We start from the raw sequence: 19,178 nt of genomic DNA, 5'->3' as shown, positions 1-19,178 counted from the left end.
TTTCGCGTGGAATGAAACGAAGCTGCGGAAGAGGTTGACGAGCCTTACCCCTGGCACTGACTACGCAGTTAGGGCTGCTTGGTTCCCCACCTGACCCGGTTGGCCACTTCACCATGCAGGGAGGCCCGTCAGCGCTTATTGTAACCCCCCAGGATGCGCGCACTTCGTGTCGCTTCTCCTTCCCCCTGCTGGGGGCGACACCGGCGGCCCGGCGAAGCCGGTTCCGCGGTGGCCCACGAAAAGACGGGGGCTTTTTTGATTGCGGGGTTGAAGCTGGGGTGGGAGGGACGCCGCGCCTTTTAGAATGCCCGCAATGTCTTATCTCGTGCTCGCTCGCAAGTTCCGTCCGAAAACCTTCGGTGAGATGGTCGGTCAGGGGCATGTGGTGCAGGCGCTCGAGAACGCGTTGACCACGCAGCGCCTGCATCACGCCTATCTTTTCACCGGCACCCGGGGCGTGGGCAAGACCACGGTCTCGCGGATTCTGGCGAAGTCGCTCAACTGCCAGGGGCCGGACGGGCAGGGCGGCATCACCGCCACGCCTTGCGGGGTCTGCCAGGCTTGCCGCGACATCGACTCCGGCCGCTTCGTCGACTACACCGAGCTCGACGCGGCCTCGAACCGCGGCGTGGACGAGGTGCAGTCGCTGCTCGAACAGGCCGTCTACAAGCCGGTGCAGGGGCGCTTCAAGGTCTTCATGATCGACGAAGTGCACATGCTCACCAACACCGCGTTCAACGCAATGCTGAAGACGCTCGAGGAGCCGCCCGAGTACCTCAAGTTCGTGCTGGCCACGACCGATCCGCAGAAGGTGCCGGTCACGGTGCTGTCGCGCTGCCTGCAATTCAACCTGCGGCCGATGGCGCCGGAGACGGTGCTCGAACACCTGACGGGCGTGCTGCAGACCGAAAACGTTCCGGCCGAGCCGCAGGCGCTGCGCCTGCTGGCTCGCGCGGCACGCGGCTCGATGCGCGACGCGCTGTCGCTCACCGACCAGGCCATCGCCTTCGGCAACGGTGAGCTGGTCGAAACCGGCGTGCGGCAGATGCTCGGCAGCGTCGATCGCGGCCATGTGTTCCGCCTGATCGAGGCACTGGCGCAAGGCGACGGCAAGACGGTGGTCGAGACCTCGGAGGCGCTGCGCGTCGACGGCATGTCGGCTGCGTCCACGCTCGAAGAAATGACGGCGGTGCTGCAGGCCATGGCCGTGCTGCAGGCTGTGCCTTCGCGTGCCGAGTCCGCCGATGCCGCCACCGACCCCGACGCGGCCGACACCGCGCGCCTGGCCGCGCTGATGCCCGCCGACGAGACGCAACTGCTCTACAGCCTCTGCCTGCACGGCCGTGGCGAGCTGGGCCTGGCTCCCGACGAATACGCGGCGCTCACCATGGTGCTGCTGCGGCTCCTGGCCTTCAAGCCTTCCAACGCGGCTGCTTCGACGGCCTCCACGGAAAAAAAAACTCTGAATGAAGCCGCGGCCGCCGCGCCGCAGGCGCCGGCACGTGCCCCGGCACCCGTTCCGGCCCCTGCGCCGGTCGTGCGTCCGCCGGCCGAACAGCCGGCTGCCGCAGCCCCCGCGCCGGCTCCGATTTCGCCAGCCCCGACTTCTCCGCCGGCACCCGCGGGCCAACGCCTCGCCGTGGTCGACGAACCCCGCCGCCAGCCCGAGCAGCGCCCGGAGCCGCCCGACGCACCGGCCAAGGTCGTCGGCGTGCCCATCCGCGTGCAGCCGCCGCCGAGTGCGCGCGACATTCCTCCTGCCGAGGGCTCGCAGCGCGTTCCCTACACCCCCATTCCCCAGAGCGAAGACGGCGACTTCTGGCATGCCACGGTCACGCAACTGGTCGCGTCCGAGGCCATCAACGCCCTGACGCGCGAGCTGGCGCTGCAGTCGCAATTGGTGGGCCGTGACACCGACCAATGGATGCTGCGCATCGAGCGCGAGACGCTCAACCAGCCTTCCAGCCGCGAGAAGCTGACGGCCGCGCTCAACGGCCTGGGCCACGACATCAAGCTCACGATCGAGATCGGTGGCGTGGTCGACAGCCCTGCGCGCCGCAACAGGCAGGCCGCCGACGAGCGTCAGCGCGTGGCCGAGGACGCCATTCACAACGACCCCGAAGTACAGGCGCTGATGCGCGACTTCGATGCGAAGATCGTCCCAGGAACCCTGAAACCGGCCTGAGCTTTCGTCTCTCTTATCCTTCTCCCATTTTTCCAACCCAACAATCAGGACCAACGATGTTCAACAAAGGACAACTGGCCGGCCTCATGAAGCAGGCGCAGGCAATGCAGGACAACCTCAAGAAGGCCCAGGAAGAGCTGGCCCACATCGAGGTCGAGGGTGAATCCGGCGCCGGTCTCGTCAAGGTCGTCATGACCTGCAAGCACGACGTCAAGCGCATCACCATCGATCCGAGCCTGCTGGCCGACGACAAGGACATGCTCGAAGACCTGGTGGCCGCCGCCTTCAACGCCGCCGTGCGCAAGGCCGAGGAAACCAGCGAGCAGAAGATGGGCAAGCTGACGGCCGGCATGCCCGGCCTCCCGCCCGGCATGAAGCTGCCGTTCTAAGCGGCACATGGCCGACGCCAGTTCGCTCGACGCCCTGATCGATGCGCTGCGCCGCCTGCCCGGTGTCGGCGTCAAGTCGGCCTCGCGCATGGCCTTTCATCTGCTGCAGCATGACCGCGACGGCGCGCAGTTGCTCGCGCGCGCACTGCAGCAGGCGGCGGGCAATGTGCGGCACTGCGAACTTTGCAACACCTTCACCGAAGCGCCGATCTGCAGTGTCTGCATGGACTCGCGGCGCGACGTGACCAAGCTCTGCGTGGTCGAGACACCGGCCGACCAGGCCGCACTGGAGCGCACCGGCGCATTCCGCGGCTATTACTTCGTGCTGATGGGCAAGCTCAGTCCGCTCGACGGCATCGGGCCCAACGACATCGGGCTGCAGAAGCTCTTCAATCGCGCGCTCGACGGCACGGTGAGCGAGGTCATCCTCGCCACCAACTTCACGGCCGAGGGCGAAGCCACGGCGCACGTGATCGGCGAAGCGCTCAAGCAGCGTGGCCTGATGGTGACGCGTCTCGCGCGCGGCGTGCCGGCCGGCAGCGAACTCGAGTACGTGGACCTCGGCACCATCGCGCACGCGCTGGTGGATCGGCGGTAGCCACGCCGCCGGCGGAGACAAAACGAAATGACTTTTTCACTGCTCACGGTAGCCTATTGGTGCGTGTTCATCGCCTGTGGGCTGCCGTACCTGGCCGCGTGGATCGCCAAGGCGGGCAGTTTCGGCCCGCGCGACAACATGCAGCCGCGCGAATGGGCCGCGAAGCAGAGCGGCTGGCGCGCGCGTGCCAACAGCGCGCAGGCCAACAGCTTCGAGGGATTGCCGTTCTTCATCGGCGCCGTGATCATCGCGCACCAGCTCGGCGCGGCGCAGGGGCGGCTCGACATGCTCGCAGTGGCCTACGTGGTGCTTCGCGTGATCTATATCGGCCTTTACATCAAGGGCATCGGCAGCGCGCGCAGCGCGGTCTGGGCGCTCGGTTTCCTGGTCAACGCCGCGATCCTTTTCATCGCGCGATAAGCCCCGTGCGCAGGGCCTTCTGGAGGCCTTCATGCTTACGTGGAAACCCGCACGGGATGACCCCGATGCAGTCGCGTGATGCGGCCCCTAAGCTCGATTCAGTCCAGACGAATCACAGAGCCTCCAGGCACCGTTTCATGCTCCATCGCCGCACCCTCATTTCCGCCTCCGCCATTGCCGCCGCAACCATCGCGTTGCCGCGCGTCTTTGCGCAGCAGGCGAAGCTGGAGAAGACCAAGGTCTCCATCGCGGTGGGCGGCAAGGCGGCGTTCTACTACCTGCCGCTGACCATCTCCGAGCAGCTCGGCTATTTCAAGGCCGAGGGGCTGGACGTGGAAATCTCCGACTTCGCCGGCGGCGCGCGCGCGTTGCAGGCCGTGGTCGGCGGCTCGGCCGACGTCTGCTCCGGCGCCTACGAACACACCATCAACCTGCAGGCCAAGAACCAGTTCTTCCAGGCCTTCGTGCTGCAGGGCCGCGCACCGCAGATCGCGGTGGGCGTGTCGACCAAGAACATGGCCGGCTATACCGGCATCCAGGATCTCAAGGGGAAGAAGATCGGCGTCTCGGCACCGGGCTCGTCGACCAACATGGTGGCCAACCTCGTGCTGTCGCGCGGCGGTCTCAAGGCCAGCGACGTGAGCTACATCGGCGTGGGCGTGGCGGCCGGTGCGCTCACCGCGTTGCGCTCGGGGCAGATCGACGCCATCAGCAACACCGATCCGGTGATGACGATGCTCGAGCAGAAAGGTGACGTGAAGATCATCAGCGACACGCGCACGCTCAAGGGCACGCAGCAGGTGTTCGGCGGCACGATGCCGGCGGCCTGCCTGTATGCGTCGACCGAGTTCATCCAGAAGAATCCGAACACCTGCCAGGCGCTGGCGAATGCCATCGTGCACGGCCTGAAATGGCTGCAGACGGCGGGGCCGGGCGACATCATCAAGACGGTGCCGGAGACCTACCTGCTGGGCGACCGCGCGCTGTACCTCGCTTCTTTCGACAAGGTGCGCGAGTCGATCGCGACAGACGGCCTGGTGCCGGCCGACGGCCCCAAGACCGCGCTCACCGCGATCGCCAGCTTCGACAACACCGTGAAGGCCGACAAGATCGACCTCGCCAAGACCTACACCAACGATTTTGCCCGGCGCGCGAAAGACAGGTTCAAAGCCTGATTCCGAACGTCCTCGCGACCCGGCCCTGGCCGGGTTTTTTATGCCCCGTCCGACCATGTCCGACCACGCACTCGAACTCCTCTCCATCAGCTGCACCTTCCATTCGAAGGACGATCCCGGCCAGCGCTACACCGCGGTGGCCGACACCACGCTGCGCATCAGGGCCGGGGAGTTCGTGTCGGTGGTCGGCCCCACCGGCTGCGGCAAGTCGACGCTGCTGAACGTGGGCGCGGGCCTGCTGGAACCCTCATCGGGCACGGTCAAGGTGTTCGGCAAGACGCTGGAGGGCGTCAACGCGAGAGCGGGCTACATGTTCCAGACCGAAGCGCTGATGCCCTGGCGCAGCGCCATCGACAACGTGATGGTCGGGCTGCAGTACCGCGGCGTGCCCGACGCCGATGCGCGCAGGCAGGCCGAAGCATGGCTCGCGCGTGTGGGCCTGGCGGGCTTCGGCGACCGTTATCCGCACCAGCTTTCCGGCGGCATGCGCAAGCGCGTGGCGCTGGCGCAGACGCTGGTGCTCGACCCCGACATCATCCTCATGGACGAGCCCTTCAGCGCGCTCGACATCCAGACGCGCCAGCTGATGGAAAACGAAGTGCTCGACCTCTGGAGCGCGAAGAAGAAGGCGGTGCTGTTCATCACGCACGACCTGGACGAGGCCATCGCGATGAGCGACCGCGTGGTGGTGCTGTCGGCCGGACCGGCGACGCATCCCATCGGTGAGTTCGCCATCGACCTGGCGCGTCCGCGCGACGTGGCCGAGGTGCGCACGCAGCCGCGCTTCGTCGAGCTGCACACCCAGATCTGGGAGGTGCTGCGCGACGAGGTGCTCAAGGGCTATGCCCAGCAGTTGAGGAAGGCCGCCTGATGCCGCGCGCGAACTTCGGCCTCAACGAGCGCAATGCGCGCTTCTGGCAACTGGCGCTGCTGGTGCTGATTCTGATTGCGTGGCACCTGGCTTCGCGCAACCAGCAGTTCGCTTTCTTCGTGGGCGAGCCGATCCAGGTCGCGGGCCGCATCTGGAGCTGGTTCCTGCCGTTCGAGGTGCCGGCCAACGCGCTCTTTCCCGAAGGGCTCAAGGGCAACGCCGACATCTACCTGCACCTGGGCACCACGCTGCTGGAGACGGTGCTGGCCTTCGGCATCGGCACCGTGCTGGGGCTGGCCTGCGGGCTGTGGCTGGCGCTGGCGCCCACGGCGAGCCTGATCCTCGACCCCTACATCAAGGCCGCCAACTCGATGCCGCGCGTGATTCTTGCGCCCATCTTCGCGCTGTGGTTCGGCCTGGGCATCTGGAGCAAGGTGGCGCTGGCGGTGACGCTGGTGTTCTTCATCGTGTTCTTCAACGTCTACCAGGGCGTGCGCGAGGTGAGCCCGGTGGTGCTGGCCAACGCGAAGATGCTGGGCGCCAGCCAGCGGCAGCTGCTGCGCACTGTGTACCTGCCCAGCGCCACCAGCTGGGTGTTCTCCAGCCTGCACACGTCGGTGGGGCTGGCCTTCGTGGGCGCGGTGGTGGGCGAGTACCTGGGCTCGGCGCGGGGCGTGGGCTACCTCATTCTGCAGGCCGAGGGCACCTTCGACGTCAACACCGTGTTCGCGGGCATCGTGGTGCTCACGGCATTTGCGCTGGTGCTCGACGGCATCGTCGGGCTGATCGAGAAGCGCCTCATGAAGTGGCAGCCCAAGACGGGCGAGACAGAGAAGCTGTAGCAACCCTCGTGCGATGATTCCGCGCGGCGCCCTGGAGCATCAAGGAGCGCCACAACGACTTCACAGGGGTAAAGAATGAGCCACGACAACAAGCGGGCCACGACCTTGCGCTCGCGCAGCGAGGCGGCCAGGGTCTCGAACGAAGAGCTGTTCTTCGACCTGGTCTACGCGTTTTCCGTCACGCAACTGTCCCACTACCTGCTCGACCACCTCACGCTGCTGGGGGCGCTGCAGACGCTGGTGATGTGGTTCGCGGTATGGCTGGGCTGGCAGTACACCGCCTGGACCACCAACTGGTTCAACCCCGGCACCTTGCGCATCCGCGGCGTGTTGTTCGCCATCATGCTGCTGGCCATGGTGATGGCCTCGGCGCTGCCGGGCGCCTTCGCGGAGCGGGGGCTGGTGTTCGCGCTGTGCTTCGTGGGCATCCAGGCGGGGCGCACGCTGTGCATGCTGATCGCCATCGGCCCGAACGACCCGCTCACGCCCAACTTCCGCCGCCTGCTGGCCTGGAACTGCGTGGCCGGCGTGTTCTGGATCGCGGGCGGCTTCGCGCAAGGGGAGGCGCGCCTTGCGCTGTGGCTCGGCGGCGTGCTGTGCGAGTACATCGCGCCGATGATCGGCCTGCGCTTTCCGGGCCTGGGCCGTTCATTGACGAGCGACTGGACCATCGACGGCGGCCACCTGGCGGAGCGCTGCCAGCTGTTCGTGATCGTCGCGCTGGGCGAATCGGTGCTGGCCACCGGCATTGCCTTCGGGCACCACGCCGAATGGCACGGCCCTGACCTGTTCGCGCTGATGGTGGGCTTTTCTGGCAGCCTGGCGATGTGGTGGATGTACTTCGACACCAGCGCCAAGGAAGCGACCCACGCCATCGAGCATTCGACCGACCCCGGCGGCATCGGCGCCAAGTTCCACTACACGCACGTGATCCTGGTGGCGGGCATCATCGTGTGCGCGGTGGCGGATGAACTGACGATCAACGAAGGCTCGCACCACGCCGAGCTCAAGTACCTCGGCGCGCTGGTTGGCGGGCCGGCGCTTTACCTGTTCGGCAATGCGTTGTTCAAGCGCGTGGTGCGCGGCTTCCTGCCGCAGTCGCATCTCTACGGGCTGGGCCTGCTGGCTGTGCTCGCGTTTTTCGCGCCGCACCTGTCGGTGATCGTGGTGGGCACGCTCACGACGCTCGTCATGATCGCCGTGGCCGCGCTCGAAGCCGTGGTGCGCCGCAGGGCGTGGGCCGCTGAGCCCACGCACTGAAGACGGCGGCGCTTTTATCAGCGCTTCTTCTTGGCTGGCGTGCCGCCGCGCTTCTCGCGCACCACCTGCTGCTTGCTGCTCGCGGGCACCTTGGCGATGTTGGCGCCGCGCGGTGCTCCCGCCTTTGCCGTCGCGTGCTTCGACGATGCCACCGCATGGCCGCGCGCGGGCGGGATGCCGGTGCCCACGCGCGACGCGACGGTCGCGCGGATCGGCAGGTACACCACCACGCTGTAGCCGCGCTTGAACGCGTGGTTGGGCTTCACGTCGTTCCACTCGGCGACGTTGTTGGGCTTGAGGTTGTAGCGGCGTGCAATGGTGGCCACGCTGTCGGCGCGGCCCGCCTTCACGGTGGTGCGGCGGGTGACGATCTCGGGCTGGAAGCTCAGGTGGCCGTCGTCGGCCACCACGGCCGCAACGTCTTCCTTCACGCGGGCGCCGCGCGGCACGAGCAGCGTCGAGCCGGCCTTGATGAGCATGCGCGGCGGCACGTTGTTGATGGCGCGCAGGTCGGCTTCGCTCATGCCCGAGCGTTGCGCCGCGTCGGCCACGGTCATGGTGTTGGGCACGACCCAGGCGGTCCAGCTGGCGTACTGGCCCTGCGAATAGGCGTCGAAGTTGCGCTGGAACACGGCCGCGTTGTCCCACGGCAGCAGGATCTGCGGCGTGCCGGCGGCAATGAGCACGGGCTTGTGCGCGGCCGGGTTCAACGCGCGGAAGTCTTCGAGGCGAACGTCGGCCAGCTTGGCGGCAAGCTCGACGTCGAGGTCGCGCGTGAGCGTGACGGTCTGGAAGTAGGGGTGGTTGGCGATCAGCGGCAGCTCGGTGTTGAACGCCTGCGGATTGGCCACGATGTTCTTCACGGCCTGCAGCTTGGGCACGTACATGCGCGTCTCGGCGGGCATGGTGAGGTCGCTGTAGGTGGTGGGCAGGCCCAGGCGCTGGTTCTTGGCGATGGCACGGCTCACGCTGCCTTCGCCCCAGTTGTAGGCGGCCAGGGCCAGCTGCCAGTCGCCGAACATGCCGTAGAGCTTCTGCAGGTAGTCGAGCGCGGCGCGGGTGGAGGCCACCACGTCGCGGCGATCGTCGCGGAAGATGTTCTGCTTGAGGTCGAAGTCGGTGCCGGTGGCCGGCATGAATTGCCACATGCCCGCGGCGCGCGCGCTGGAGATGGCCTGCGGGTTGAACGCGCTCTCGATGTAGGGCAGCAGCGCCAGCTCGGTCGGCATGTTGCGGCGCTCGAGTTCCTCGACGATGTGGAAGATGTACTTGTTCGAGCGCTCGGTCATGCGCTGGATGTAGTCGGGCCGGCTGGCATACCACTGCTCGCGGTCGCGCACGAGGTCGTTGTCCAGGTTGGGCATCTTGAAGCCGCGGCGGATGCGGTCCCACATGTCGGCCGGCGGGGCGAGCGTGACGACGCTCTGCGAATGGGCCTGGCTGGTGGCAAGGGGGGAGAGGGCGTCGCGCGGGTAGACGGGGCTTGCGCTGCCGCCGGCAGTGGCGCCGGCGTTGGGGGAGGAGGAAGACGGTGCGGAGCTGTTGTTCGTGCCCGCGCAGCCCGCGAGCACCAGTGAACCTGCAAGGCAGGTGGCAGCAATCAGTTTCATCGGAAGTCGTTTTTCCATTGGCGCAGCGCGGCGAACACGTCGGCCTCGGCTGCATCGGCAGCCAGCTCGGCGTAGGCACGCACCGCTCGAAGGACAGTGGCTTCGCGGCTGCGAAGAAAGGGGTTGATCCGGCGTTCGGTCGCCAGTTGCGATGGCAGCGTGGGCTGCCCCTGTGCGCGCAGGCTTTCGCAGCGCGCGTTGTAGTGAGTCAGATCGGCGTTGGCCGGTTCCACGGCCAGGGCGAAACGCAGGTTAGAAAGTGTGTACTCGTGGGCGCAGCAGACGCGCGTGTCGCCGGGCAGCGCCGCGAGCGCGTCGAGCGAAGCCAGCATCTGCGCGGGCGTGCCCTCGAACAGGCGGCCGCAGCCGCCCGAGAACAGTGTGTCGCCACAGAAGAGAAGCGGCGCCTGGGAAGGCGCCGCTGGCAGGAAGTAGGCGATGTGCCCGGCCGTATGGCCCGGTACGTCGATGACCTCGAAGCGCAGGCCCAGTGCTTCAGCCACGTCGCCCTGCACGAGCGGCGTGTACGGCTCGGGGATGCGCTCGCGCGCGGGACCCCACACCGGGGCGCCGGTGGCGGCGTGCAACGCCCCCACGCCGCCCGTGTGATCGGCATGATGGTGCGTGACTAGAATCGCGGCCAGCTGCAGCTTGTGGCGCGCCAGCGCGTCGAACACCGGTTGGGCATCGCCCGGATCCACCACGATGGCGTGGGACCCGTCGTGCAGCATCCAGATGTAGTTGTCAGCAAAGGCGGGCAGCGGAACGAGGGTCATGAGCGGTCAAATTATAGGTTTGCACGATTGGTTCGCGACCCCCCCGGGGCGCTACCTTCTGGCCTGGGAGCAGGCCCAGTTCGATCAGGCGGTGGCCGATGTCTTCGGATATCACGCGCTGCAGCTGGGCGCGGCGCAGGTCGACGGCCTGCGCGCCAACCGCATGCCGCACCGCTGGCTGGCGCTGGACGACCCCGCCCGGGGCGGCAAGGCCACGCTGCTGACCGACTTCGCGGCCCTGCCGTTCGCGGCCAACAGCCTCGATCTGGTGGTACTGCCGCACGCGCTGGAACTGAGCCCCGACCCGCACGCCACGCTGCGCGAGGTCGAGCGGGTGCTGGTGCCCGAAGGCAGGGTGGTGATCTGCGGGCTCAATCCGACCAGCCTCTGGGGCATGCGGCAACGGCGTGCGCACATCTACCGGCGCCTTGGCATCGGCGATCTCTACCTGCCCGAGGGCGGCGAACTCATCGGCTACTGGCGCATGCGCGACTGGCTGCGGCTGCTGGGCTTCGAGGTGGAATCGGGCCGTTTCGGCATCTACCGGCCGGCGGTGCGCAGCGAGGCCTGGCTGGAGCGCTCGCGCTGGATGGACGTGGCCGGCGAGCGCTGGTGGCCCATCTTCGGCGCGGCCTACTTCCTGGTGGCGGTGAAGCGTGTCCGCGGCATGCGCCTGCTGAGCGCCGACTGGCGCCGCGCCGGCGCGCGGGCCAAGGCGCCCGTGCCGATTGCCGGCAAGGTGCATCGCAGCGAACCCGACAAGAATTGAAAATGGACGAATCGAATGAAGAAGGAAAAGTCAGTTTGACCGAAGTCGTGATCTATACCGATGGCGCCTGCAAGGGCAACCCGGGCCCCGGGGGCTGGGGCGCGTGGCTCAAGTCGGGCACCACCGAAAAAGACCTGTTCGGCGGTGAACTCAACACCACCAACAACCGCATGGAGCTGACCGCCGTCATCGAAGGCCTGGCCGCGCTCAAGCGGCCGTGCAAGGTGCTGCTGTACCTCGACAGCCAGTACGTGCGCAAGGGCATCACCGAATGGATACGCGGCTGGAAGGCCAAGGGCTGGGTCACGGCCAGCAAGCAACCGGTGAAGAACGTCGAACTCTGGCAGCGATTGGACAAGCTGGTGACCGAGGGCGGCCACCAGATCGAGTGGCGCTGGGTGAAGGGCCACTCGGGCGACCCCGGCAACGAGCGCGCCGACATGCTGGCCAACAAAGGCGTCGACAAGGCGCTCGGGCGACTCTGAACCCCGGTGCCGCCCTCGATAATCGGCGCATGACTGAATCTTCACGTTTGGCGGAACTGCACCGCGTGGCCATCCTGGACACCAGCGAGGAGGCCGCCTACGACGAGATCACCCGGCTGGCCTCCCAGCTGTGCGGCACGCCCATCGCGCTCATTTCGCTGATCGACGAGCGGCGGCAGTGGTTCAAGTCGCGTGTCGGTCTCAAGGCGGTCGAAACTCCCCGCGAGCATGCGTTCTGCGCGCATGCCATTGCCGCGCCGGCCGAGGTGATGGTGGTCGGCGATGCGCTCGAGGACGAGCGCTTCAAGGCCAATCCGCTGGTCACCGGCGACCCCAACATCCGCTTCTATGCCGGCGCTCCCCTCGTGATGAGCAACGGCGAGGCCCTGGGAACGGTCTGCGTGATCGACACCCGCCCGCGCACGCTGGCACCGGAAGTGCTGGAACAACTGCGCTTTCTGGCGCAGCAGGTGGTGACCAGGCTCGAAGAGCGCGCCCGCGAGCGATCTGCCTCGGCGTAGGCCGCCGAAGGGCGGCCGGCGGCTAGATCACGCCGTCGAACATCATCACGTCGACCTCGTCGCCCGCCGCGACGCTGCCCTGGTCGTGATGCAGCACCACGAGCCCGTTGGCCTCGACCATCGAACTCAGCACGCCGGAGCCCTGGTTGCCGGCCACGCTGACTTCGGGCAACGCACCCGGCACCGTGCTGACGAAACCCCGTTGGTATTCGGTGCGGCCCGGCTTCTTGCGAAGGGGCGACGTGGTGCGCGCGCGCAACAGTGGCGGCGGTGCGGAAGCCGCTTCGTGGCAACCCATCATGCGCAGCAGGGCCGGCCGCACGAAGGCCAGGAAGGTGACCATCACCGCCACCGGATTGCCCGGCAGGCCGAACAGCACGGCCGGCTGCGGCGAGCTTTCGCGCGCGATCAGTCCGACTGCCAAGGGGCGGCCGGGGCGCATCGCGACGCGCCAGAAGGCCATGTCGCCGAGCTGCTGCATCACGTCGCGCGTGTGGTCGGCCACGCCCGTGCTCACGCCGCCGCTGCTGACGATGGCGTCGGCCTCGCGCGCGGCGCGCTGCAATGCGGCGGCGAGCGTGGCCGGGTCGTCACGTACCAGGCCCAGGTCGACGATGTCGCAGCCCAGCCTGGTGAGCAGGCCGAACAGGGTGTAGCGGTTGCTGTCGTACACGGCGCCTTCGCGCGGCGTGTCGCCCAGGCTCAGGATCTCGTCGCCGGTCGAGAAGTACGCCACGCGCAGCCGCCGCAGCGCAGGCACGCCCGACAGGCCGAGGCTGGCGACCATGCCCAGCGCGGCGGGCGACAGGCGCTCGCCCTTGCGCAGCGCGGGCCGGCCCTGCATCAGGTCTTCGCCGGCAAGGCGGCGGTTGGCGCCTCGGCGCAGCACGCGCGCGGGGAAGCTCACCTGGTCGCCATCGATCTTGCAGAACTCCTGCGGTATGACGGTGTCCAGGCCCGCCGGCATCATCGCGCCGGTCATGATGCGCACCGCGTCGCCGGCCGCCAGCGCGCCGCGCCAGGCCGCTCCGGCCAGCACGGTGCCGGCCACGCGCAGCGTGACGGAGGCGTCGCTGGGCGCGTCGGCGGGCAGCAAAGCGCCGTCGAAGGCGTAGCCGTCCATGGCGGAGTTGTCGTGCGGCGGCACGCTGATGGGCGAGACGATGTCTTCGGCCAGCACGCGGCCGAGGGCGTCGAACAGCGAGACGCTTTCGCGCTGAGTGACGACGGCCGGGGCCGTCAACTGCGAGAGAAAGGCGTGGACGGCTCCGACGCTCAGGTCGGCGGCGTCGTAGCCCGAAAGGGTGGAGGCGATGTCTGCGATGCGACTCATGGGCTCATCGGTTTTCGAGTGCGTGCAGTTCGGCAAGGGTGTTGGCGTTGAAAAAGGCGTCGGGCGCGTCGCCCGGTCGGTCGAAGGGTACGCGCACCGTGCGGTGCTGCGCGGCCCATGCCTGGACCTTGCGGCCGCCGGCTTCGGTGTAGCGGCGCAGGCTGTCCAGCAGGTCGGCGCGCAGCAGGCAGAAGACCGGCTGGGGGCGCAGCACGGGGGCGGCGCCTTCGGTTTCCGAGGCTTCGGGCGCGACGGCCATCGCGATCTCGGCGTCGCCGGTCGCGGCCGCTTCGGCCAGCCGTGCGGCAAGGTCTGGCGGAAACAGCGGGGTGTCGCAGGGCACGGTCAGGAGCCACGGCGTGCGGCAGTGCACGAGTCCCGTGAGGAATCCGGCGAGCGGGCCGGGGTAGTCGGCCAGGATGTCGGCATGCACCCGCGCGCCGAAGGCCTCGTAGTCCTTCAGGTTGCGATTGGCATTGAGCATCAGCGCGCCGACCTGCGGGCGCAGCCGGCGTATGGCGTGCAGCGCCAGCGGCTCGCCGTTGAAAGGCTGCAGCCCCTTGTCGACGCCGCCCATGCGCGAGCCGCGGCCGCCGGCCAGCAGCAGCCCGGTGATGTCGGCTGGCGCGATGGCGTGCGCGGGCATGGCGGGCGCCTGCGTCATCCGCCGATGTAGCTCATCTCGACGCGGCGGGGCGTCTGGCCGGCGGCATCGCCTTCGGCGTCGGTGGTGCGCAGGGCGCGCAGTTCGGAATAGCGGTCGGCGCGGCCCTGCCAGATGTGGCCGATGGCGGAAGCGATGTCTTCGTCGCTGGCGGTGCCGCGCAGCAGGGGGCGCAGGTCGTGGCCTGCGCTGGCGAACAGGCAGAGGTAGAGCTTGCCCTCGGTGGAAAGGCGCGCGCGGCTGCAGTCGTGGCAGAAGGCCTGGGTGACGCTGCTGATGACGCCGATCTCGCCGCTTCCGTCGGCATAGGCCCAGCGCTGGGCGGTTTCGCCGGGCGTGCTGGCCTGCAGCGGCACCAGCGGGAATTCGGCATGGATGCGCGCGATGACCTCGGCCGAGGGCAGCACCTCGTCCATGCGCCAGCCGTTGGTGGCGCCCACGTCCATGTATTCGATGAAGCGCAGCACCACCTTGCCGCCGTGCTGCTCGCGGAAGTAGCGCGCCATCGGCAATATCTCCTGCTCGTTGGTGCCGCGCTTGACCACCATGTTGACCTTGATGGGCCCCAGGCCGGCGGCCAGCGCGGCGTCGATGCCGGCGAGCACGTCGGCCACCGGGAAGTCGACGTCGTTCATGTGGCGGAACACGGCGTCGTCCAGGCTGTCCAGGCTCACGGTCACGCGCTGCAGGCCGGCAGCCCTGAGCGCGGAGGCCTTGCGCCGCAGCAGCGAGCCGTTGGTGGTGAGCGTCAGCGCCAGCAGCTCGCCGGCGGGCGTGCGGATTTCGGCGAGCTGGCTGATCAGCCCCTCGATGTTCTTGCGCAGCAGGGGCTCGCCGCCGGTCAGGCGGATCTTGCGCACGCCGTGGGTCGCGAACAGGCGGGCCAGCCGGGTCATTTCCTCGAAGCTCAGGAGCGAGCCGTGCGGCAGGTACTGGTAGTCCTTGTCGAACACGTCCTTCGGCATGCAGTAGCTGCAGCGGAAGTTGCAGCGGTCGGTCACGCTGATGCGCAGGTCGGTCATGGGCCGGCCCAGGCGGTCGAGCAACTGGCCGGTGGCGGGCACGGCAACTTCCGGCACGGCCACGGCGGGTCGTGCGCGGCCGACCGCGGAGATCGGGATGACAGTGCTGCTGCTGTGCTTCATGAGGGTCATGGGGAGGGCCCGATTTTGCGCCATCGCCCATGGGCCCATTCGCAGCAGGCTACTTGCGCCCGCCGCGGCGCGCCCGGGGGTTATCCCCTGCAGAGCTTCAGGTTGGTGCGGGTGGCGCGCACCACGGGCAGGAAGATGTCGGCGTCGGCGGGCGGGTAGTTTTCCCTGATGCCGTCGTCGGTGCGGGCGGCATCCTCGGACAGCGGCTGCAGCGTCTTGAGGCAGGCCGCGCGGTCATTGAGCTTGAACTGCGTCAGCGCGATGTCGTTGCGCATCCAGCCCTTGGTGATCCAGTCGAGCGTCTTGTCGCACTCCGAGAGCAAGGGCGACAGCGTGGCCAGGGCGATCGAATAGTCCCTGGCGTCGTACTGGCGCTTGAAGCTCTTGCGGGAGTTGGCCACGGCCTTGTCGGTGCAGGCCGGGGCGGGGCGGGTGTAGGTGCCCTCGAAGGTGGCGCGCATGCCGCAGTTGTCGCGGCATTGCTCGGCACCGTTGGTGGCGACCTCCACCTTGTCGGCGTTGACCGCGAAGCTCACTATGCAGCCGGAGTCGGCGATCTTCGCCTTGCCGCGCACGATGCTGCCGTCGAGCGCGCAGGTGTGGGCGTTGGCGCCGATGGTCGTGATGTCGAAGCGGCCGTCGGCCTTGACGCGCAGGGCGCCGCTGCCGCCTTGGTAGATGTATTCGCCGGCCGGCGGGGTGCTGGCCTGGGCAGATGCCATGCCGGTGCCGAGGAGCAGGGCAAGAGGCAGTGCGAACGGCAGGAAGTGTTTGATCTTCATCGTTGGAATCTCCCGGGAAACGTGCCGCGGGCCAGTGTATCGATCGTTGCCGAAAGTTTTCCGGCAGTGGCCGGTTTTCGCCATCGCGGCCGGGATGTCTTGACGCAGCCAATGAGAATTCCTATCATCCAGGTGCCTGAGTACGCAGCACGTCGACAACGCAAAGGGCTCTTCCAACCAAGGAGCTTTTCGACCGTGCCCTACACCCTCCCAGCCTTGCCCTATGCCTTCGATGCGCTCGAACCCCACATCGACGCGCAGACGATGGAAATCCACCACGGCAAGCACCACCAGACCTATGTGAACAACCTCAATGCGGCGTTGAAAGACACGCCGCACGAGGGAACGCCGGTCGAGGAACTCATTGCCGGCGTCGAGCAGCTGCCCGAATCGCTGCGCGCCCCGGTGCGCAACAACGGCGGCGGCCACGCCAACCACGGCCTCTTCTGGACCGTGATGGCACCCGTGGGACAGGGCGGCGGCGGTGCGCCCACCGGCGCGCTGGCCAAGGCCATCGACACCGACCTGGGCGGGTTCGACGCTTTCAAGGAGGCCTTCACCAAGGCCGCGCTCACACGCTTCGGCAGCGGCTGGGCCTGGCTGACGGTGGGCCCCAGCGGCAAGCTGGCTGTGGAAAGCAGCGGCAACCAGGACAGCCCGCTGATGCGCGGCATCGGCTCCGGCAACACGCCGATCCTGGGGCTGGACGTGTGGGAGCACGCGTATTACCTCAAGTACCAGAACCGCCGCCCCGAATACATCGCGGCCTTCTACAACGTGGTGAACTGGGCCGAGGTGGCCCGGCGCCACGCCGCCGCGACCGGCGGCTGAGGCACGGCCATGAACGACCCCCGGCAGGTGACGGTGGCGGGCACGCGGGCCAGGCCCGGCCGCCCGATGCGCGAGTGGATCGGCCTTGCCATCGTCGCCGCCGGCGCGCTGGTGGGGCTCTTGCAGTTCTGGACGTTCGTGCGCGGCGACCCGATCGTGTGGAACGCCTTGCTCGGCGGTTCGGTCGCGGCGCTGGCCACGGCGCTCGGCACGCTGCCGATGCTGTTCTCGCAGAAGCTGCCCGACCGGCTGCAGGACACGCTGTTCGGCTTCGGCGCCGGCGTCATGCTGGCGGCCAGCGCCTTCTCGCTGATCATTCCCGGGCTGGAAGCGGCCAGGAACGTGGGTGTGTTCGGCGGCGGCAGCTGGGCGGCGGGCGGCGTGATCGGTTCGGCCATCCTGCTGGGCGGCGCCGCCCTGATGCTGATGGACCGCGTGCTGCCGCACGAGCACTTCATCAAGGGCCGCGAGGGCCAGACGGCGCGGCAGCTGCGGCGCACATGGCTCTTCGTGTTCGCGATCGCGCTGCACAACGTACCCGAGGGGCTGGCGATCGGCGTCGGCTACGCGGCCAACAACGGCTTGCGGGCGGACGCGCTGGCCACCGGCATCGCGATCCAGGACGTGCCCGAGGGGCTGGTGGTGGCCGTGGCGCTGCTGGCCGCGGGCTACAGCCGCATTTTTGCGGTGCTGATCGGCATGGCGTCGGGGCTGGTGGAGCCGCTGGGCGCCGTGCTGGGCGCGGCGGTGGTCGGCCACTCTGCGATGCTGCTGCCCTGGGGGCTGGGCTTCGCGGCGGGGGCGATGCTGTTCGTGATCAGCCACGAGATCATTCCCGAATCCCACCGCAAGGGGCACGAGGCCTTTGCCACCAGCGGGCTGATGATCGGCTTTGTGCTGATGATGCTGTTAGATACCGCGTTGGGGTAGGGCCCCCTTCGCAGGACACCGCGGAACCGGCTTTGCCGGGCCGCAGGTGTCGCCCCCGGCGAGGGGGGTGGCGAAGCGACACGAAGTGCGCGCAGCCTGGGGGAGCGCCAAGGTACTAGCCGTGCTTGACGGCGACGGTCTTCAGCGTGGTGAAGCCGTAGAGAGCCTCGAAGCCTTTCTCGCGGCCGTAGCCGGAAGACTTCACGCCGCCGAAGGGCAGCTCGACGCCGCCGCCGGCGCCGTAGTTGTTGATGAACACCTGGCCGCTCTTCACGCGCTTGGCCATGCGGAACTGGCGTGCGCCGTCGGCCGTCCACACGCCGGCCACCAGGCCGAATTGCGTGGCGTTGGCGAGCGCCACGGCCTCGTCTTCATCGGCGAACTGCATCGCGGCCAGCACCGGGCCGAAGACTTCTTCCTGGGCGAGGCGATGGTTCACCGGCACGTCGCGAAGGAGGGTGGGCGCCTGGTAGAAGCCGGTCTCGGGCGCTTCCTCGACCACGATGCCCTGCGCCACCATCGGAATGCCGGCATGTTGTGCATCACTCAGGAAGTCCCACACGCGCTGCTGCTGCGTCTGGCGGATCAGCGGGCCGACGTCGAGGTCCATGGCCGCGGGGCCGACCCGCAGCGCCTCGAAGGCGTGGCCCAGGCGCTCGAGCAGGGGCTCGTAGATGTCTCGCTGGATCAGCACGCGCGAGCCGGCCGAGCAGGTCTGGCCGGCGTTCTGCACGATGGCGTTGATGACCACCGGAATGACCGCGTCCAGGTCGGCATCGGCGAACACGATCTGCGGGCTCTTGCCGCCCAGCTCCAGCGTGACCGGGCAGTGCCGCTCGGCCGCCACCTGCTGGATCAGCGTGCCGATCTTCGGGCTGCCGGTGAAGCTGATGTGGTCGATGCCTTCATGCCGCGCCAGCGCGTCGCCCACCTCGTGGCCGTAGCCGGTCACGATGTTCAGCGCGCCGGCCGGGAACCCGACCTCGGCCGCCAGTTGCGCCACGCGGATCAGCGAGAGGCAGGCGTCTTCCGCCGGCTTGACCACGCACACGTTGCCCGCCGCCAGGGCGCCGCCCACGCTGCGCCCGAAGATCTGCATCGGGTAGTTCCAGGGAATGATGTGGCCGGTCACGCCGTGCGGCTCGCGCCAGGTGAAGACGCTGTAGCCGTCCTGGTAGGGAATGGTTTCGCCGTGCAGCTTGTCGCAGGCGCCGGCGTAGAACTCGAAGTAGCGCACCAGCGCCACCGCGTCGGCGCGGGCCTGCTTGACGGGCTTGCCGCAGTCGCGCTGCTCGATGAGCGCGAGTTCGTCGACGTGCTCGGCGATCTTCTGCGAGAGCTTGAAGAGCAGGCGGCCGCGGTCGGCGGCGCTGACCTTGTGCCACACGCCCTCGAAGCAGTCGCGGGCGGCGCGCACGGCCGAATCGATGTCGGCGGCGTTGCTGCGCTGGATTTCGTCGAAGGCCTGGCCGTCGGAGGGGTCGATGACCGGCAGGGTGCGGCCGGAGGAGGACGGAACGTCCGCGTTGGCGATGTAGTTGAGCTGCATGGGGCAGGATTTTGCGCGAAGCGCGCAAAAACGT

Annotated in this window: 20 protein-coding genes and 1 other RNA gene; 13 read left to right on the top strand and 8 right to left on the bottom strand. The window is 68.2% G+C overall.

From position 1 onward, the window contains the following. Nucleotides 1-33: 33 nt before the first annotated feature. Nucleotides 34-130: signal recognition particle sRNA small type (ffs, locus tag L3V85_RS20495), an RNA gene on the bottom strand. Between the two features lie 183 nt (nucleotides 131-313). Between ffs and dnaX the strand changes: the two genes are divergently transcribed. The 8 genes from dnaX to L3V85_RS20455 all read left to right on the top strand — a co-directional run bounded on the left by dnaX (nucleotide 314) and on the right by L3V85_RS20455 (nucleotide 7,740). Further along, complete coding sequence (gene dnaX, locus L3V85_RS20490; protein WP_237674555.1) at nucleotides 314-2,185, top strand: DNA polymerase III subunit gamma/tau; 1,872 nt, start codon at nucleotides 314-316, stop codon at nucleotides 2,183-2,185. 56 nt (nucleotides 2,186-2,241) lie between these two features. Continuing rightward, the gene (locus L3V85_RS20485) at nucleotides 2,242-2,574 is read left to right on the top strand and encodes a YbaB/EbfC family nucleoid-associated protein (RefSeq protein WP_007836669.1); all 333 of its coding nucleotides are present in this window, start codon (nucleotides 2,242-2,244) and stop codon (nucleotides 2,572-2,574) included. Between the two features lie 7 nt (nucleotides 2,575-2,581). Next, a complete protein-coding gene (recR, locus tag L3V85_RS20480; RefSeq protein ID WP_237674554.1) occupies nucleotides 2,582-3,172 on the top strand; it encodes a recombination mediator RecR in 591 nt (196 codons plus the stop codon). 27 nt (nucleotides 3,173-3,199) lie between these two features. Continuing rightward, nucleotides 3,200-3,592: an MAPEG family protein gene (locus L3V85_RS20475; RefSeq protein ID WP_237674553.1), complete on the top strand. Its 393-nt coding sequence runs from the start codon at nucleotides 3,200-3,202 to the stop codon at nucleotides 3,590-3,592. Nucleotides 3,593-3,729: 137 nt separating this feature from the next. After that, nucleotides 3,730-4,767 (top strand): ABC transporter substrate-binding protein, encoded by a 1,038-nt coding sequence (locus tag L3V85_RS20470; protein WP_237674552.1) that lies wholly within the window; start codon nucleotides 3,730-3,732, stop codon nucleotides 4,765-4,767. Between the two features lie 55 nt (nucleotides 4,768-4,822). After that, nucleotides 4,823-5,638 carry an ABC transporter ATP-binding protein gene (locus L3V85_RS20465; protein ID WP_237674551.1) on the top strand — a complete coding sequence of 272 codons (816 nt, stop codon included), beginning with the start codon at nucleotides 4,823-4,825 and terminating at the stop codon, nucleotides 5,636-5,638. Further along, the gene (locus L3V85_RS20460; protein ID WP_237674550.1) at nucleotides 5,638-6,480 is read left to right on the top strand and encodes an ABC transporter permease; all 843 of its coding nucleotides are present in this window, start codon (nucleotides 5,638-5,640) and stop codon (nucleotides 6,478-6,480) included. Before L3V85_RS20465 ends, L3V85_RS20460 begins: the two co-directional genes overlap by 1 nt. A 75-nt stretch (nucleotides 6,481-6,555) precedes the next feature. Then, nucleotides 6,556-7,740 (top strand): low temperature requirement protein A, encoded by a 1,185-nt coding sequence (locus tag L3V85_RS20455; RefSeq protein WP_237674549.1) that lies wholly within the window; start codon nucleotides 6,556-6,558, stop codon nucleotides 7,738-7,740. Between the two features lie 17 nt (nucleotides 7,741-7,757). On the opposite strand, the gene L3V85_RS20450 is transcribed toward L3V85_RS20455, so the two are convergent. Both L3V85_RS20450 and gloB read right to left on the bottom strand, forming a co-directional pair. Next, complete coding sequence (locus L3V85_RS20450; protein WP_237674548.1) at nucleotides 7,758-9,350, bottom strand: transglycosylase SLT domain-containing protein; 1,593 nt, start codon at nucleotides 9,348-9,350, stop codon at nucleotides 7,758-7,760. Then, nucleotides 9,347-10,126 (bottom strand): hydroxyacylglutathione hydrolase, encoded by a 780-nt coding sequence (gene gloB / locus L3V85_RS20445; RefSeq protein ID WP_237674547.1) that lies wholly within the window; start codon nucleotides 10,124-10,126, stop codon nucleotides 9,347-9,349. The genes L3V85_RS20450 and gloB overlap by 4 nt, the downstream gene beginning before the upstream one ends. A 19-nt stretch (nucleotides 10,127-10,145) precedes the next feature. Between gloB and L3V85_RS20440 the strand changes: the two genes are divergently transcribed. The 3 genes from L3V85_RS20440 to L3V85_RS20430 are packed head-to-tail and all read left to right on the top strand — an operon-like array spanning nucleotide 10,146 to nucleotide 11,901. After that, entirely contained in the window at nucleotides 10,146-10,895 is a 750-nt protein-coding gene (locus tag L3V85_RS20440) for a class I SAM-dependent methyltransferase (RefSeq protein WP_237680614.1), read from the top strand. Between the two features lie 35 nt (nucleotides 10,896-10,930). Next, the gene (gene rnhA, locus L3V85_RS20435) at nucleotides 10,931-11,380 is read left to right on the top strand and encodes a ribonuclease HI (RefSeq protein WP_237680613.1); all 450 of its coding nucleotides are present in this window, start codon (nucleotides 10,931-10,933) and stop codon (nucleotides 11,378-11,380) included. A 29-nt stretch (nucleotides 11,381-11,409) separates the two neighbouring features. Next, on the top strand, nucleotides 11,410-11,901 hold the full coding sequence (locus tag L3V85_RS20430) for a GAF domain-containing protein (RefSeq protein WP_272933895.1): 492 nt from the start codon (nucleotides 11,410-11,412) through the stop codon (nucleotides 11,899-11,901). Between the two features lie 22 nt (nucleotides 11,902-11,923). Here L3V85_RS20430 and glp read toward each other — a convergent pair whose 3' ends face one another. The 4 genes from glp to L3V85_RS20410 all read right to left on the bottom strand — a co-directional run bounded on the left by glp (nucleotide 11,924) and on the right by L3V85_RS20410 (nucleotide 15,834). Next, nucleotides 11,924-13,234, bottom strand: a complete 1,311-nt coding sequence (gene glp, locus L3V85_RS20425) for a gephyrin-like molybdotransferase Glp (RefSeq protein ID WP_237674546.1) — start codon at nucleotides 13,232-13,234, stop codon at nucleotides 11,924-11,926. A gap of 4 nt (nucleotides 13,235-13,238) precedes the next feature. Further along, nucleotides 13,239-13,898: a molybdenum cofactor guanylyltransferase MobA gene (gene mobA / locus L3V85_RS20420; protein ID WP_237674545.1), complete on the bottom strand. Its 660-nt coding sequence runs from the start codon at nucleotides 13,896-13,898 to the stop codon at nucleotides 13,239-13,241. Next, nucleotides 13,895-15,043, bottom strand: coding sequence for a GTP 3',8-cyclase MoaA (moaA, locus tag L3V85_RS20415; RefSeq protein WP_237680612.1), 1,149 nt, complete (start codon nucleotides 15,041-15,043; stop codon nucleotides 13,895-13,897). Before moaA ends, mobA begins: the two co-directional genes overlap by 4 nt. An 89-nt stretch (nucleotides 15,044-15,132) precedes the next feature. Then, the gene (locus tag L3V85_RS20410; RefSeq protein WP_237674544.1) at nucleotides 15,133-15,834 is read right to left on the bottom strand and encodes a hypothetical protein; all 702 of its coding nucleotides are present in this window, start codon (nucleotides 15,832-15,834) and stop codon (nucleotides 15,133-15,135) included. 195 nt (nucleotides 15,835-16,029) lie between these two features. Between L3V85_RS20410 and L3V85_RS20405 the strand changes: the two genes are divergently transcribed. Both L3V85_RS20405 and L3V85_RS20400 read left to right on the top strand, forming a co-directional pair. Beyond that, complete coding sequence (locus tag L3V85_RS20405; protein WP_237674543.1) at nucleotides 16,030-16,665, top strand: superoxide dismutase; 636 nt, start codon at nucleotides 16,030-16,032, stop codon at nucleotides 16,663-16,665. A 9-nt stretch (nucleotides 16,666-16,674) separates the two neighbouring features. Further along, nucleotides 16,675-17,595: a ZIP family metal transporter gene (locus L3V85_RS20400; protein WP_237674542.1), complete on the top strand. Its 921-nt coding sequence runs from the start codon at nucleotides 16,675-16,677 to the stop codon at nucleotides 17,593-17,595. A gap of 115 nt (nucleotides 17,596-17,710) precedes the next feature. On the opposite strand, the gene L3V85_RS20395 is transcribed toward L3V85_RS20400, so the two are convergent. Then, nucleotides 17,711-19,144, bottom strand: a complete 1,434-nt coding sequence (locus L3V85_RS20395; RefSeq protein ID WP_237674541.1) for an aldehyde dehydrogenase family protein — start codon at nucleotides 19,142-19,144, stop codon at nucleotides 17,711-17,713. Between the last annotated feature and the right edge of the window lie 34 nt (nucleotides 19,145-19,178).

It is taken from the genome of Variovorax paradoxus (genome assembly GCF_022009635.1).
Lineage (GTDB): Bacteria > Pseudomonadota > Gammaproteobacteria > Burkholderiales > Burkholderiaceae_C > Variovorax.
This window is presented reverse-complemented; position numbering and strand designations above follow the sequence as displayed.

Coding starts and splice junctions, on each gene's coding strand:
- dnaX (WP_237674555.1), top strand. CDS start 314: ATGTCTTATCTCGTGCTCGCTCGCAAGTTCCGTCCGAAAACCTTCGGT.
- L3V85_RS20485 (WP_007836669.1), top strand. CDS start 2,242: ATGTTCAACAAAGGACAACTGGCCGGCCTCATGAAGCAGGCGCAGGCA.
- recR (WP_237674554.1), top strand. CDS start 2,582: ATGGCCGACGCCAGTTCGCTCGACGCCCTGATCGATGCGCTGCGCCGC.
- L3V85_RS20475 (WP_237674553.1), top strand. CDS start 3,200: ATGACTTTTTCACTGCTCACGGTAGCCTATTGGTGCGTGTTCATCGCC.
- L3V85_RS20470 (WP_237674552.1), top strand. CDS start 3,730: ATGCTCCATCGCCGCACCCTCATTTCCGCCTCCGCCATTGCCGCCGCA.
- L3V85_RS20465 (WP_237674551.1), top strand. CDS start 4,823: ATGTCCGACCACGCACTCGAACTCCTCTCCATCAGCTGCACCTTCCAT.
- L3V85_RS20460 (WP_237674550.1), top strand. CDS start 5,638: ATGCCGCGCGCGAACTTCGGCCTCAACGAGCGCAATGCGCGCTTCTGG.
- L3V85_RS20455 (WP_237674549.1), top strand. CDS start 6,556: ATGAGCCACGACAACAAGCGGGCCACGACCTTGCGCTCGCGCAGCGAG.
- L3V85_RS20450 (WP_237674548.1), bottom strand. CDS start 9,350: ATGAAACTGATTGCTGCCACCTGCCTTGCAGGTTCACTGGTGCTCGCG.
- gloB (WP_237674547.1), bottom strand. CDS start 10,126: ATGACCCTCGTTCCGCTGCCCGCCTTTGCTGACAACTACATCTGGATG.
- L3V85_RS20430 (WP_272933895.1), top strand. CDS start 11,410: ATGACTGAATCTTCACGTTTGGCGGAACTGCACCGCGTGGCCATCCTG.
- glp (WP_237674546.1), bottom strand. CDS start 13,234: ATGAGTCGCATCGCAGACATCGCCTCCACCCTTTCGGGCTACGACGCC.
- mobA (WP_237674545.1), bottom strand. CDS start 13,898: ATGACGCAGGCGCCCGCCATGCCCGCGCACGCCATCGCGCCAGCCGAC.
- moaA (WP_237680612.1), bottom strand. CDS start 15,043: ATGAAGCACAGCAGCAGCACTGTCATCCCGATCTCCGCGGTCGGCCGC.
- L3V85_RS20410 (WP_237674544.1), bottom strand. CDS start 15,834: ATGAAGATCAAACACTTCCTGCCGTTCGCACTGCCTCTTGCCCTGCTC.
- L3V85_RS20400 (WP_237674542.1), top strand. CDS start 16,675: ATGAACGACCCCCGGCAGGTGACGGTGGCGGGCACGCGGGCCAGGCCC.
- L3V85_RS20395 (WP_237674541.1), bottom strand. CDS start 19,144: ATGCAGCTCAACTACATCGCCAACGCGGACGTTCCGTCCTCCTCCGGC.